The sequence below is a fragment of the Cellulomonas sp. Root137 genome (genome assembly GCF_001426725.1).
Taxonomy (GTDB): Bacteria; Actinomycetota; Actinomycetes; order Actinomycetales; family Cellulomonadaceae; genus Cellulomonas.
The window spans coordinates 2,588,224-2,602,592 of sequence record NZ_LMFG01000001.1 but is presented as its reverse complement, the minus strand read 5'-3'; the positions used below and the strand labels follow the sequence as shown (position 1 = coordinate 2,602,592).

10 protein-coding genes are annotated in these 14,369 nt (G+C 65.8%); 5 read left to right on the top strand and 5 right to left on the bottom strand.

Annotated features, from left to right (window positions below; all coding sequences use genetic code 11):
- Positions 1 to 155: 155 nt before the first annotated feature.
- From ASD18_RS12195 to ASD18_RS12170, 4 genes are all read left to right on the top strand, one after another.
- Entirely contained in the window at positions 156 to 551 is a 396-nt protein-coding gene (locus tag ASD18_RS12195) for a hypothetical protein (RefSeq protein WP_056091149.1), read from the top strand.
- Positions 548 to 1,918 carry a hypothetical protein gene (locus ASD18_RS12190; RefSeq protein WP_056091146.1) on the top strand — a complete coding sequence of 457 codons (1,371 nt, stop codon included), beginning with the start codon at positions 548 to 550 and terminating at the stop codon, positions 1,916 to 1,918. The genes ASD18_RS12195 and ASD18_RS12190 overlap by 4 nt, the downstream gene beginning before the upstream one ends.
- A 252-nt stretch (positions 1,919 to 2,170) precedes the next feature.
- Positions 2,171 to 3,154, top strand: a complete 984-nt coding sequence (locus ASD18_RS20785) for a DUF262 domain-containing protein (RefSeq protein WP_162251738.1) — start codon at positions 2,171 to 2,173, stop codon at positions 3,152 to 3,154.
- 1,084 nt (positions 3,155 to 4,238) lie between these two features.
- Positions 4,239 to 8,792 (top strand): hypothetical protein, encoded by a 4,554-nt coding sequence (locus ASD18_RS12170; RefSeq protein ID WP_082573822.1) that lies wholly within the window; start codon positions 4,239 to 4,241, stop codon positions 8,790 to 8,792.
- Between the two features lie 109 nt (positions 8,793 to 8,901).
- On the opposite strand, the gene ASD18_RS12165 is transcribed toward ASD18_RS12170, so the two are convergent.
- Positions 8,902 to 9,093, bottom strand: coding sequence for a hypothetical protein (locus ASD18_RS12165; RefSeq protein WP_056091130.1), 192 nt, complete (start codon positions 9,091 to 9,093; stop codon positions 8,902 to 8,904).
- A gap of 353 nt (positions 9,094 to 9,446) precedes the next feature.
- Here ASD18_RS12165 and ASD18_RS21065 point away from each other — a divergent pair, with 353 nt between their 5' ends.
- Positions 9,447 to 9,587, top strand: coding sequence for a hypothetical protein (locus ASD18_RS21065; protein WP_156387952.1), 141 nt, complete (start codon positions 9,447 to 9,449; stop codon positions 9,585 to 9,587).
- A 960-nt stretch (positions 9,588 to 10,547) separates the two neighbouring features.
- Here ASD18_RS21065 and ASD18_RS12160 read toward each other — a convergent pair.
- From ASD18_RS12160 to ASD18_RS12145, 4 genes are all read right to left on the bottom strand, one after another.
- The gene (locus ASD18_RS12160) at positions 10,548 to 10,790 is read right to left on the bottom strand and encodes a hypothetical protein (RefSeq protein ID WP_056091127.1); all 243 of its coding nucleotides are present in this window, start codon (positions 10,788 to 10,790) and stop codon (positions 10,548 to 10,550) included.
- A 61-nt stretch (positions 10,791 to 10,851) separates the two neighbouring features.
- Complete coding sequence (locus ASD18_RS12155) at positions 10,852 to 11,691, bottom strand: hypothetical protein (RefSeq protein ID WP_056091125.1); 840 nt, start codon at positions 11,689 to 11,691, stop codon at positions 10,852 to 10,854.
- A gap of 524 nt (positions 11,692 to 12,215) precedes the next feature.
- A complete protein-coding gene (locus ASD18_RS12150; RefSeq protein ID WP_056091121.1) occupies positions 12,216 to 12,512 on the bottom strand; it encodes a glutaredoxin family protein in 297 nt (98 codons plus the stop codon).
- A 220-nt stretch (positions 12,513 to 12,732) separates the two neighbouring features.
- Entirely contained in the window at positions 12,733 to 14,073 is a 1,341-nt protein-coding gene (locus tag ASD18_RS12145; protein ID WP_235522344.1) for a M23 family metallopeptidase, read from the bottom strand.
- Positions 14,074 to 14,369 lie beyond the last annotated feature (296 nt).

Sequence of the window (14,369 nt, the reverse complement as noted above, 5' to 3'; positions counted from 1 at the left end):
TTACGCAGCCGCTGGCGCACCTACTGGTGTGGTCCGGCGTCAGCCACACATCCGGTCGATCGATCACATCGGCTCCGGGCGCGGATCACGGTGGACGAATCGACAAGTGACGGGGGGCGACGGGGATGAGCGCACCATGGGAAGCGCCGGCGCGGGTGCTGATCGAGCACGCCGCTGCCGGTTGGGAAGGGCTCTGGTCACTGCTCTACGCGGCCAGCCACGCGACGCTTAAGCTCAGCCTCGGCGTCCCTCTGGCCACCGGGGTGGACTTGACGTTCGCGGCGATGGACATCCGCGAAGCGCGCGACGAACTCGAGTGGCGCGACGACGGACTTATCGAACGCGGCGCCGCCGTCGATCTGGGTGCGCTTCGGCCGACCGACGACGTCGACAAAGCTCGCCTTGTCATTGATCAGCTCCTCAAAGCAGCGCTGGACCGAGCCGGCCGCCTAGCAGTCGGAGCGGCCGAGGTCGAAGAGTTCGCGTGCCTGACCCGCGTCTCGAACAAGCTCTTCAACGCTCGGACCGCGATCCTCGGGCGCATTCCGTGACCACGTATGGCGAGCTCGTCACGAAGGCCGCGCAGTGCATCCACGAGGGCAGCGCTCGAACCCAGTACCAGCGCTTCGACACGATCGACGATGCGTACCAGGCCCTCATCGGCTTCCACGCGGTCCTCGACGCGGTCGAGCGCCACGTGCGTTCCCTTGCTGACTGGAACCGCATCGGGACGCTCTACGGCGTGCCGCCTGGACTCCGCACCGGCGACCCGGTCGAGTACGCCGCCGTCCAGATGGTCGACACAATCCCGTGGCTAGAGGATAAGGATCGCCGACTTCCCTACGTAGCGGCGACGAACGACCACCCATGGGCACGTGCCGCACAGCTCTTGCGAGCCGGTGCCGAACTCTTGTCTACCCACATCAGCACCGATGGCCTCCCCCGTACACCTGACGCAGCCACGGTGACCGACTTCGCCGCCCGCCGCATCGCGCTGGGTCGAATCGCCGACCTAGCGGACGCACTCCTAGCAGGCGAAATGAGCTTGGCGCTGCGCGCCGGACAAGCCGGCGTCACATGGTGGCGTTTGCGCCGCTGGCTCCCGGATTTAGGCGAAGCGAGAGCCTGGGCTGCGCGAGCGGTCTCAGCTTCGAACCAGCGGAGCGGCAGCGGTCCGCTGGACCGGATCGGGTTGGCTCACGCGCCGATCCGCGATGACGACCCTGTAGCCGAGTTGTCGGGGCTTGTGGGCAGGTTGCGGAACGAGGCCTGGTCGAACATGCGCCACCCTGACCGGTCTGTTGCAACCCTTCGAGACTTCGCCCTCATCGGCCTAGCAGCAAACGCAGCACACGCCAGACTCCATGCTCTCGACGGACACCCGATACCCGAGAACGTGGCGCGCTGGCAGACGCTGGTAGTCGATTTGCGTCACCTGCTCGCTCCCGGGCCGGGGAACCCCGTGGTCCACGCGGCGGTTCCGGCCGCACGCCTCCTTACCGGCCGCGTGTTGACGGTCGTTGAGGCACAAGGTCGTGACGCGGTCGCCGTTCGCTCGACTGGTGCGACACTGCGACAGGCCGCCGATGCCACTGCCGAGATCGCTGCCTGGAACGCGGAGACCTTTCGAGTACTGGCAGTGTCCGGTCAGCTTCACATACGCGGAGGCGAGCTCACGGGCGACCAGGTCACCGACAGCCCCGACCTCGTCCGCGCCAAACTACAAGGCGCTAGCGTGCCGCTTCCGGAAGCTATCCGCGACAAGGTTCTGGATGACTATCGCGCCCTGCGCCGCGAGAACGCGACCCAGACGAGTCTCACTGCGGGCCAGCTTCTGTCTTCCGCCCGGCAGGGCGGCACGCACCAGCTCAAGTCGCGCCGCATCTCAGGCTCGTCCCGTGGAGTCTTCGGTATGTAGACAGACCCGCGACCCCCGGAAGATCGCCACACGGGAACGGTGGCGCGGACGCGACGCCGCCGGATGACCCTCGTCGACGAGCCTGGATTGAGTCGACAGTGCTGGGCTTGGCGCATCTGCCGGCGCCGCGCTTTTCCATCGACGGACCGGATCCCCGCTAGCATCCATGGAGCATCGACAACGACAGCTAGACGGGAGCCCCTCGAGTTGGCTAACGCACGCGAAGAGGATCTTGTTGTCCAGGCTAGCGACATGGCGCTGTTCAACGTCGCCTCTCTCTATTCTGCTGGCTCGCTGGATCTGAGTCCCCGATATCAGCGTCGGAACCGTTGGGACCGCGAGCGACAGAGTCAACTAATTGAATCCTTCCTCCTGAATGTCCCGGTCCCTCCCGTATACCTGGCCGAGGAATCTCGAGGCGTTTATGCCGTGATCGACGGAAAGCAGCGGCTGACGGCCATAGTCCAGTTCATCAATGACGAATTTCCACTGGCAAAACTGCAACTGCGTCGCGACCTTGAAGGTCTGCGCTACCGCGATCTCGGGTCTGAAGACTCTTCCACGTTCGGGATGCGCCCTCTTCGTGCCGTCATAATCCTTCGGCAGACGCCCGATTGGGTGAAGCACGAAGTCTTCGTGAGGCTCAATCGCGGAGGTCAGCCGCTCAACGCCCAGGAAATTCGCAACGTTGCGTACGCCGGACCCCTCAACGATCGAATCATCGAGCTCGCGACCAACAACTTCCTGCATAGTCAACTTAAGATTACCTCCGAGAACTCTGCCGCATACGCCGACATGTCAGATGTCGAGACGGTTGTGCGGTTCTTCGCGCTCGCCCAATATTGGCGGAGTTTTGGAGGTTCTTTGCGAGACGCGCTGGACAGATTCATGCTGGAGAATCATGACGCGGGCCCCAGCAGAATTGCCGAATTAGCCGCGAGATTCACTCGCGCACTCGAATGGTGCGAACGTATTTGGGGTCCGCACGCATTCCAACGCCACGATGGAACCCAATGGCGTGACCAAATGATCGGCGGCGTCTACGACGCACAGATGGTGGCGGTAGACGCGTTGGGCGATTCCCAGCTCCAATCTCTCGATCCCGGAGAGACACGCGAGCGGACACGGCACCTCTTCCGTGACCTCGAGTTCGATACCGCGGTGCGCCTAAGCACAAACACGTCGGCCCGCGTGAGCTATCGAATCGAAAAGACCATTGCACTGCTAGAGAACTAAGATGTCTGCAGTCGATAGGCTCCTAGGGAGACTCGCCCGGCTCGACGAAGTCGTCGACTTCAACGCCGTCGGCAGAGCGCATGTACCACCCGTCGTTATCGATAATGCGCTTCGATCCGTCGCGGTCCAGGGCCTGTCTTCGTTCGAACAGTTTCTACGGGAGCGCGGCGCCGAATGGGCAGATCACCTAACGCGAGCGCGAATCCCGGCCTCGCGCCTGGCGGGAGGTACGGGCCCATACTCGGAACGGATCGTTCACACTCTTCCAAGACGCTTCCGCGATGCATCGGTTGCCATGCGCCCCGGTCTTGTGAACGACCTCGCCGAAACACTTACGTCGTTCTCGTCGGGCAGTCTAGTGGGGCACGATTTGTTCTTTGCGTGGGCGGGCAGCAACGTGCAGACCAGCGACGTTGAGGCAATTGTGCATCTCGTTGGGCTACCCAGAGGCTGGGGGGAACTAACCGGTGTCTGGAAGGTCGTTGATCCCAGATTCCCGGGCAATGTGTCGACAGAGTCTCTAATGAGAAACTTTGCAGATCTCCGGCATACGGCGGCACATTCGGCAGATGCGGTGATTGACGCCGTGGCAATCGGTTCCGTAACGCGAAATGTGAAGATGGTTGCCATGCTGCTGGACATCACCGTCTCGAGTGCCGTTGACGCTGTGTGCCGCGGTGCGGCGGTCTCGGACGGCATCGGTCGTACTTTGCAGGTGCGCCAAGTGAAGCGCGATGGGTCTCGGTGGCCGGAGTTCGGACCTGGTTCGTCGCGCGCGTACAGAAGGCATCCAGACCTCCGGACAGCAGTTGATCAGGCTGGCGCGCGCGCACACGCCAACGGCGAGGTCCTCATCGTCTTGGATCAGACGGAGATTCGGGACTGGCGGACCCCGCTCTAGAAGAGCGGTTGAGCGGTCCGTCCGCGACGGGCCGCGTGGATGGCTGGCTGAGGCGTTGTACCGCAGGCCCTCGGGTTCGCGGGCACCCCCGTCATCCGGGCGCTGCGCGCGACGCACGCACACTGCATGCGCAACCGATCGGCGGCATTGCACATGCGATAGGCACGGTGTCACACTCACCACATGACGTTGACCGCCCTAGAACTCAACATCGTCCGGATGCTGCGGCGATCTGCTCAACCGCTGAGCGGTCGACAGGTGGCCGACATCGCGGGCGTGGCGCCTAACACCGCCAACCGGACGCTGAAGATCCTGCAGGAAAGAGGTCTGGTTCTCTCGGCGAAGGAGGGGCGAGCGACGCGGTGGACCACTACTGCGGATGTCGCCGAGCTCCGGGAGCTCTCGGGGTCGCCGCAAGCCCGCGTCGCACTGGTTGTAACCGCGGTGGAACTAGAGCACACCGAAGTGCGCAACCGGCTTCTCAACACCGAGCGAGCTCGGACGGGGGGCATCTGGCTGGTGCGGGGAGAAGTGCCAGGGGATCACATCAACTGGACGGTCTTCCTGGCTCGTGCGGGGATGGGAAACGCGACGTCCGCGGCACTCGTCGGGCTCGCGGCACGCGAGCTGAATGCGAATGTCGTCGCGTTCGTCGGCACGGCCGCCGGTCTCAAACTCGCTGACCACCGCCATGGGGACGTCGTGGTGGCGAGCAGGATCCACAACCCTTACGCAGGCAAGCAGGTGCCGGCTGAGACCGGATCGCAGTTGCTCGGAAGAGCCAACTCCTACTCCGTGCCCGCACCGCTGCTAGCTGTGGTGAACGCCTGCATAGCCGAAAGCGCGTGGACGTCGTCCTCGCGCAGCCAGCACTACGATGCCAACCACGCGCATGGGTACGTCGCGCCAATCGTGTCAGTCGAGGCCGTCCAGGCGGATCCAGACGGGCCAGTCATGCGCGCGATCCATGAGCGGTATCAGGACGCGGCCGCACTCGATATGGAATCGTTTGGCCTCGCCGCCGGGTCCGACATTCACGACCTGCCGGTACTCGCCGTTCGCGGTCTGTCCGACTTCGTCGGTGACAAGTCCCAACCCGGGAACGACGACCTCCAGCCACTCGCGGCCGGGAACGCGGCGGCCATGCTGCGCGACATCCTGGTATTTGCTCACCCTGACGACTTCAGGCGCAGTGCTCTGCCGGCTGTGGCTCCCGACGACCCACCCGGCGCGAACGCGGACACTCCGGAGCTTCCGCTGCCGGGAGCCATCGAGATGTGGATGACTCGACTTGAACGCCGCTCCCCCGGCCGGGCGGCCGATGCGAAGAACGCGCTAGCCGAAATGCGACGTGCTGGCATCACGGCGGCGACGTGGCTGAGCCGTGCTCTCCACCGTCCGCCGGCATGGCTGCGCGAGGATGACACCGGAGACGGCTGGGCCTTGGTGGGATCTCTGGCGACGCTCGCTGGCTCGAAGATTGCTTGGCGTGCTTTCGAGCAGGCGGCAAACGCCGCCGGGCTCACCGGCGATGTTGACGCCAGCGCGTACTTCATGCTGGCCGCTCGGCTCGAGCGCATCGGGAAGGACCCCGATGATGACGACGAGAGCACCCCCGAATCCAAGGTCCTGGACGGTCTCGATCCCGAGGTAGTCGAGCGGTACGGCACGGTCATTGAGTTCTACCGTGCAGTCCTGGACCAGGACCTCGCCGAATCCAAGGCCCGCGCGGAACTTGCGCTCGCGACGCTAGGCCTGACCGACGAGTCCGGCACACTGCGCCAGCCTTCGGTCCCTTTCAAGATCGTCGCGATCGAGCCAGAGCTAAGGGACCTCATCGCTGCCACCGTGTTGCGGCAACTTGCGCAGATGATGCTTGCGCCGGGCGCGGCCGACCAGCTGGGTATCCGGTCCGGCCTTGCAGCGCGCACCTTGCGCGGAAACCCGGTTACGCGCGATCTGGCCGATGACGGGTTGCGGCTCGCTCAGTGGGCGATGAGCTTGCGGCCAGATGCCGAAGGGACGCGGCTAACGCTTGCTCAGACGATGCTAGGGGTACTGGTCTCGACGGCGGGGCGGACTTCAATTGAAGTTGATGATGCAGTCTCCCGGCGGGCAATGGAAGTGGAGGCCGATGCCCTGCGTGTGCGTGACGTGCTCGCCGACTGGGGCGGCTCGACCGGGAGAGCGCTCGCCGTCGCCGCCCGTGCGCGGGCGATTCAGGGCGACATTCTTGGCTCGTTGCGTCTCCTGTTGCCGACGCCCGATGGAGTCGCTTCGCAGCGCGAGGCTCGCGATCCGGAGGTCATGCGCCTGGCGGCCTACATTGCGCGGATCTCCGGAAGAGATGAGCTTGCCCTCGAGCTCGCAGCGAAGAACCCCGACCGCGTCGAGGGAGAACTAATGCGGGCAGCGGTTCTCGGGAGCCGCCCGCAGATGGCCGCCGAGGCAAAAGAGGCCCTCTTCTCGGCTCTGAAGCAGTCTCGTGGAGAGCATCACAGCGACTTCCAGGCGCTTATGGCCCTCTGTCGCCGGTTCAACTCACTCAGCGACACAGAGCAGGCTGAGGTGACGTCGCACATCGAGAGCCTCGGCCAACTCGACTCCGACCTTGCCGACGTGATGCGCGCCCGGGCTGCCCTCAGCCAGGGCGACCCGGAGAGCGCTTTGCGACTGGTCCGTGGTATCGATCGCAATGAGCTCGCCCTTGAGGTGCACGCCGATGCTCTTGTCGCCAGCGGCCGAGCCGAGGAAGCCGCCCGTCTCGTGTTCAACGAGGGCCTTTCCCGCGGAGACGTCCCACTTGCCACCGAGGCACTCGAGATCGCGACGGACAACGGCCTATCCGAGACCGCTCGCGAGATCGGACTCACTCTTCTGGGCCGTGACGACGTCAAACCAGTTCGCCTTAAGGTGCTCCGGGCCCTACAGAGCGTTGCTCGAAGCAAGAGCAACTGGCAGGAACTAGCGACCCGGACTAGGCAGGTCATCCAAGAGTGGTCCGATAAGCACCTCCCCGTTCCGGAGGTGGAGTACTGGCGCCTCGCCGAGGCGTCGTATTTTCTGGAAAGGTTCGACAAGGCACTGAGCGCGCTACTCGAAGCCCCGGCTCTGAGTTTCAATGAGCGAGGAAAAGCACTTCTCTTCCTTTCCGTTCTTAGCCGCGCCCTCGACGAGCAGCGCGCGCTCGGCGCAATGCGAACTCGCCCGCCTGGCCCTGACCTAGGCGACCCTAGACTGTACGCGATGTTCATGCGCGCGGCGGCCGATTGGGCAGACGACGAGCAGATCGCCGCGGCATCAATGTCGGTCGTGCTGATGGCGCCGGATAAGAACTTCACCGACTCGCAGATCGCTGATTTTCGTGCGTACGCGGAGGGTTATTTCGAGCGGCACGGTGAGAATGCGTCCATCACACAGATTCAGATCGAAGACGACAACCTCGAACCGCTGGTTGAGTTCCTGCGCAGCGGCGACGCTCAACAGCAGGCACTCGAAGAACTCGCAATCGAGGTTCGCGCTGGCAGATTCCCACTCGCCGTACTGACTGAGGCCGCCGGCCGGACATGCACGGAGAGCGTCATCCGACAGGACCTCGGCTACGTCATGGCTGTGGACGACGATGGAGGAGTCGGCGAGGCATCGGCGCGCGCCGCAATTGGTCGCAGGGTCGTCGTGGACACGACTGCGCTCGTCGTCGCCTCGTGGACCGGCCATCGATTCAGAAAGCTCGCCGCGCACTTCGACTCGGTCATGGTTCCGGCCCCTATGCGAGAAGACGTCGCGCGCGCTCGAACCAGCTTGGCCATGAAGTCGACGGCAACACTCGGATGGGACATCCGCCGGCAGCTACCCGTGGTGATCCACACCTCACTCGAGGAAGCGCAAGCGCATGCAGACGCGGTCGAACTGGTCTGGTCTGAAGTCAACGATCTCCGAGTCGCACCCGTCGCGGACGCTACGGAGCGCGACCGATGGCTCAGCCCCATCACCGTCGCGCAGGAACTTGGCCTGCCACTCTGGGCAGACGACAGCGTCATGCGACAGTTCGCGCGCTCGATGGGGGTCCCGGCTTTCGGGTCGCTGGACCTAGTCCGAGTACTCGAGGACGAAGCCGGCGTTGCTGCCGCCGTCGCTTCGCTGCGGCAGCATCGGGTAGTTGATCTGCCGATCGTCGAACCGTGGGACGTTCTGGCGAGCGAGGCAGAGTGGAAGGCCGAGAGTCCATTCGCAATCGCCATCTCGCGACCCGCCGCGTGGAGCAACATCCCGCAGGCCTTCACCGAGTTCAAGTCGATCATCCTGCACCGCCCCCAGGCCATGAGCCCTGAGACGATCGCGTTGTGGGCGTACCTCGCCGCGAACGGCTTGGCGATGGCAACGGTCCCCGCGGCGCGGCCGAGGGTCGTCTCAGCGCTGCTGGCCTGGGTGATCTTCTTCGCCGATCCATTCTTCACGGCCGCCCGCGAGGGAGCAGGCTCCGTGGACGATGCCGACCTTCCCAATGACGCAGGACGTGTTACGGAACTCGTCATCGCTGCTGCGGAAGACCTCCGTGAGCGGCACTACAAGGAGGCGGAATCGCTAGGACCTCTCGTCGACATCTTGTCCCAGGGTCTCCTCGATTCAATGGGACCGGAGGCAACGAGCCGAGTCGTTGCTGCTCTCGTGGACCTTCTTGGCGACGAGATCGGCGGGCGCGTGTTCGCGGCTTACATTCAGTCGGTCGGAAAGTAGGTCACGTTGCGGCCCGCACGTGGCGACCCTTCCCAGAACCCCTACCGCCTGGAGGGGAGCCTGGCTGGCAAGGCCAGCAGCGGCGGCGGCCCGAGTGCCTCGAGGTCCCCTAGAAGTCCACCGGCCAGCGGTCGTTCGCCGGGTCGGTCAGGCAGCCGATCCAGTCGGCGCCCTCGTGCGCGCGCAGCTCCGCACAGTGCTCCGCCAACTGGTCCTCGTCCCAGGCCATGATGCGGTCGTTCGCGACGTAGCTGGCGAGGAGGAGGGCGAGCACGGTGACGAGCACCCACGGAAGCTTCATGGCTCGGGAGCATGACATTTCTAGCCACCGCATGGGCTCGACTCACCCGATCGCGCGCTAGTGATTTGTCGTGCGCGGCGTGCGCCGGCCTAGGAGTGGCTGTCGGGGTGGCGCGTCGAGCGCTTGACGAGGCTCCGTTCGCCGAAGTCTGGACCGTTGGTCCGGAGGCCGACAGGCTCGCCTCATGGCCTTCTTCTCGCGGCGCTCGAAGGCTCCAGAGCCTTAGCCCACACCGATGCTCACGCCCGTGCGGATGGCCGGCCGCATGAGCCGGCTGGCCCAGGGCGTCGCGACGGGGCGGAAGGGAGATGAGGGCTGTGCTCCGGGGGGTCGCTAGCCGTGGTCTGTACCTGGTGGTGCCCGGCACAGTCGAGCGGATGCAGGGCGAGGTGGTCCTGAGGATCTCCGCCCCCTGGCCGACCGAGGTCGCCGGCTGGCTCGCCGCCGGGGCGCGGATCGTGGACGGGGTCGCCGCCACCCCGGGACTTCCCTGAACCCTCGACCGACTCGGCCTCTCGACGAGGAGGGCCGACGTTCGACACTGCTGAACCGAAGCGTGTCGGCGGCGCCAGCAGAGCGGTGGCACATGCCTTCAGCCCGTGGCAGATGCGGCGACTTGGCAAGATACGGCGACGGCGATCGGGACTATCGGGGCAACACTGGCGGCGGTGGGACTGGGCGCCACAGCAGAGCTCCGGACGAACCGCGACCGTAGTGAGCGGCGGACCACAAACGAGCAGCAGCAGGCCCAGCGTGTCGCCGCGTGGATGGAGTTTCGCAAGGGCACGACATTCGTGGTCATCCAGAACGCGAGTGAAGAGCCAATTTGGGACGTCAAGTTCAGCGTCGAGGACGGCGAACCTAGCGCCGACATTGAGTCCCTTCGCGTCGTCGCACCTGGCCGCGCAGAACATGGCCTAATGCAGAAACCTGCCCTCGATGATGCCCCGATACGGCTCTCTTTTCGGGACAACGCAGGTCGAGAGTGGGTTCGCGACGAGCAAGGAATCCTTAAGAGGTGGGGAATTCGGGGGCCGAAGCACTGACGACGCGCGGCGCCGAACTGCCGGCGGCTGACGGTGCACTGTGGCCATGCATCTTCATGCAGTCGACCGTGCCGTCCCAGTGTCGCCGTGGTACCTCGGGCCATGTAGCAACCCGTTTCCGTTCGTTCGTGTCCGCAGACGGTCGCGGACAGTCGCTCGTGCGTCTGGCCAGCGAAGATGGTCATCGGCGATCATCCGCGAACGGCGTTCTCCTGCCTGACACGAAAGTCGTCATGGCATGCAGGCCACTCGCAATCTCGTCGCAGCTGCAGGTCCGCCGCGCGGTGCCCACAGAGTCACGGCCCACTTTCGTCCTCAAGCCCTCCTCGAGCGCGCCGCTGCTCCTGCTCTCGTCGTCCGGAACCTCCTGTGCACGTTCTCGCGTGATCCGGCACACAATCGGCTGCTCTACGCCGCCAGCGACGCCACGCAGAGGCTGAGTCTCGGCGTTCCGCTTGCGATCGGTATCGACCTGACGTTCGAGGCGATGGATGCCGCGGAGCTCGCGGCGAGCTCGAGCGGCCCGACGGCGGACTCGTCGACCGTGGCACCGCGGTCGGCCTCGCCGAGCTTGGGCCAATCGACGGCAGCGAGGCCACACGCATAGTCGTCGATCGACTCCTTGAGGCGGCGCTCGAGCGAACCCGGCATCTCGCGGACGAGCCGACGGAGGTCGAGGAGTTCGCCGGGTTGCGATCGACGAGCGAAGACGCTATCGACGTCCTCGGAACCACGCGGCCAGGACTAGCCCACCCCCGAGGGCACCGGCGACCGCGATGACAAGCACCTCGCGCCCCGGATCCGGGAGTGTCTTCACTTGCCGCCCCGCAGCGACTTCCTTCACCTGCTCGGCATAACGGAGTTCGGCGAGTTCCAGGACCTCACCCTGGCCGACGGTGGCAGGCGGCCAATCTGCGAGGGCGGGCGCGGCCGTTGACGCTCCGAAGCTGACGAACGGCAGGGCGAGGTACGCCAAGCCGACTGCAAGCGCCACGACGCTCGCGCGCAACGCGTAGGCCTTGCTGCGCGCCGCCTCTGTGACGAGCTCCACGAGTACACGAGCGCGATCGACGATGTTGGCAGTGACGTCCTCACCCGGGGGTCCGACCGGGACCTGTGCGTTACCTTCCGGACGTTCGATCTTGGCCCAGGCCAGGTAGTAGGTGGAAAGGACAACTGCTAGACCAAGGAACAGTGGCGTAAGGAGCCCGCGCGCTGGCAACGGGTTGTCTGACACCGAGAACGCCAAGGCCAAGATGCCTGTGTAAAGCGTCGCAACGGCCGTGGCCGCAGTTTGCACAGTGCGGGCTCCGGCCTGACGTCGCTCGAGGATGCCCACGCCTACGGTGCTGTAGTCCTTGGCGAACTGCTGCAGGTTGTCGAGGTCAGCTTCGAAGCGGGCCTTCTGCTCTTGTGAGGCCGCTGCCAGTCGGTCGGCGTCCCGCGCTACACGCATCTCGGCTTTCGCCTTGACGACGGCCTCCTTCTCACCGGCCGTCGTGGCGTCCGGCCACCCGAGTTCGTCGGGGTTGAAGCCCCCCGGCGGAGTCAACGGCCCTCTCCTCGAGCACCTTCGGGTCCACGCTCATACGCATCCGTGGCATGCCCGGCATCCGACGCGTCCCCTGAGGCCCCGCCGTCGCCGGACGCGACGACGACATCTGCATCCAGGCTCGGAAGGACGGGCTCAGGAGGCGGAACTGTTCGCGGCTCTCCGTCCGGCAACTCCACGTACTCGCCGTCGGCGCGCTTCCTGACTCTCTGCGCGTCCGTCGTGTGATCCAAGCTGTGTACTAACCGGGTGCTCGAACTAGTGCCGTCGGGCGACCATACGCGCGCCCACTCGAACTGATCATCCGGGAAGTAGCTCCGCTCAACAATGCAGTACATCGCGCCCCCCGCGTCTACACAATCGAGAATCCCAAGATGCTCGCGTTGTTAGCGACGTGTCTAGGGGCGTGTGCGACCGATCGTCGGTGGCACGTGTGTCGGCGCGCTCGTCCTCTTCGCAGCGGCTGTGCTGGTCAGTGACGGCGATGCGGGACCGCGACGTCTGCGCCGGTCCGTGCCGAGCGCTCAGCCGGCGACGCTTGCGTCGCGAGTGGACAGCACCGTGAGGGTGCGTTCGAGCTTGCGGCGCGGCAGCGGGCCGGCGGAGAAGTAGACATCGTCGACGAGGACGAGTGGTGCGAGCGGTGGACGGTGCCGAGCGACGAGGTATCGCCCGACTTCGGACTGCGCGTCCAGGACATTGACTTCGATCGGGTGGTCCATGGCAAGTTCGGCCAGGACCGCGTTCGCCTGGTCACAGAGTTGGCACGCCGCCTTCTTGACGACTGTGATCCGCACCGGCGGACGAAGTAGAACGGACACGGGCGCTCCCTGGCGTCTGGCTGAGAGGTCAGTGTCACCCACGGTCCTCGAACGGCTGCGTTCCGTTCGATCAAGGTTCGATGAAACTCTTCACGGGTTGGCCGGCGATCGGGATGACCGGCGACATGCTCGCGCCAGCAGGTCTTCAGGGAAGGATCACCCGATTGCTTGGAAGGGCACCCGTCGGCAGGTTGTCGTTCTGTCCGACGGCGACTTCGAGCTAAAGGCCGAGAAGCGGTCGCGGGTTCACGGTCGAGCCGTTGACGTAGACCTCGAAGTGCAGGTGGCAGGCGCCGGACAACCCGGTGTTCCCGGAGTAGCCGACGAGCTGGCCCTTGGCGACGCTCTGTCCGGCTTTGACGACCGAGAGGGTGAGGTGGTTGGAGCTGCTCATCACCGCGTTCCCCTGGACGGTCCCGTAGTCGAGCATCACCTGGTTGCCGAAGCCGTTGCGCCACTGCGACCAGAGCACGGTCCCGGCGCGCGGCGCGTACAGAGCGGTGTTGCACCCGGTCCGCAGGTCAATGCCGGCGTGTAGGCGCACGTACCCAAGAATCGGGTGCAGCCGCATCCCGTACTCCGACGTGACGTACATCGGGTTGATCGCGGTCGGGTTGCCGAACAGAGCTCCAGAGACGGACCCCGACGGCGGTTGCACCGGCGTCGGCGGAGGTGGGAGTGGTGGCTCTCGGCCGGCCGCTTCTGCGGCGGCTCTCGCGGCAGCCTCGGCGGCGGCTCGTGCCGCGGCCTCGGCAGCCTCGCGGGCGGCCCGTTGCTCGGCGATGATCGCGACGAGGTCGCGCTCGATGGCCGCCTGCTGGGCGTCGATCTCCGCCTGCTCGGTCTCGGCCTGGGACTTGAGCGCCGCGATCACGTCCCGCTTGGCGCTCTGGTCCGCGATGAGCTGGGTGATCTCGTCCTCGTGCGCCTGCGCGACGCTCCGTGCCTCGTCGGCGGCGACAACCTTGGCCTCGGCCTGCTGCTTGAGCTCCGCCACGCGGTCGGTGACGGCACTCAGGCGGGCCTCGCTGTTGCGGTTGGTGGCGTCCACCTCGCGCAGCTCGTTCAGGATCCGCGACTGACTAGCCAGGGCCGCGTCGACGAGGCGGGCGTTGTCGAGGAAGTCGGTGGCGTTCTCGGCGTCGAGCATGACGTCCAGGGCGGAGAGACCGGGTCCGCCTCGGTAGGCCTCGCGCGCCATCGCACCCAGGGCGTCACGAAGCTCGGCCTCGTCGGCACGGTCAGCAGCGATGGTGGCCGTCAGGCTGCCTCGAAGGTCGGTCGCGTCCTGCAGTCGGCTGGCGACCATGGCTGCCTCACGCTGGGTGGCCTCCAGGGCGGCGCGGGCAGCTTCCAGTTCAGCCTGTGCCTCGGGAAGGCGTGCTTCGGTGGCCTGGAGGTCGAGGGCCGCCTGACTCAGCTCGCTGCTGAGTCCCTCGATGGACGCCTCCAGCTCCTCGGCGCGTCGCTCGGCGGCGGCACTGCGGCGCTCCGCTTCTGCGCGGCGGTCGTCGATGCCGTCGGCGTAGCTCGCCCCTCCGGTACCCATCAGGGCGATCACGGCGGCGAGGAGAACCGCACCCACCCGCCGCCTGAGGCGACGGGTGGATACGGCGGAAGGGGGCGGCGGCGTACCGCGAAAGCGCGTCGACATGTGCGGGGTGGCCGGGATCGGGAGCAGGGTGTCAGGCGCGGCCGCCCGCAGGCTACGTGCGCGACGTCGCGCCCCGAGGGCGTGACACGCGACAGCGACCTCTGGTTCACCCCGGTCGGCATCCGATCGCTCCCGATCAGGCGGGAGTTGGGTGCTCCTGATCTCGGTCCTGGCCTCTCGCACCTCGGGCGTGGCACGCGCCT

Coding starts and splice junctions, on each gene's coding strand:
- ASD18_RS20785 (WP_162251738.1), top strand. CDS start 2,171: ATGGCGCTGTTCAACGTCGCCTCTCTCTATTCTGCTGGCTCGCTGGAT.
- ASD18_RS12160 (WP_056091127.1), bottom strand. CDS start 10,790: ATGCCGGGTTCGCTCGAGCGCCGCCTCAAGGAGTCGATCGACGACTAT.
- ASD18_RS12170 (WP_082573822.1), top strand. CDS start 4,239: ATGACGTTGACCGCCCTAGAACTCAACATCGTCCGGATGCTGCGGCGA.
- ASD18_RS12165 (WP_056091130.1), bottom strand. CDS start 9,093: ATGAAGCTTCCGTGGGTGCTCGTCACCGTGCTCGCCCTCCTCCTCGCC.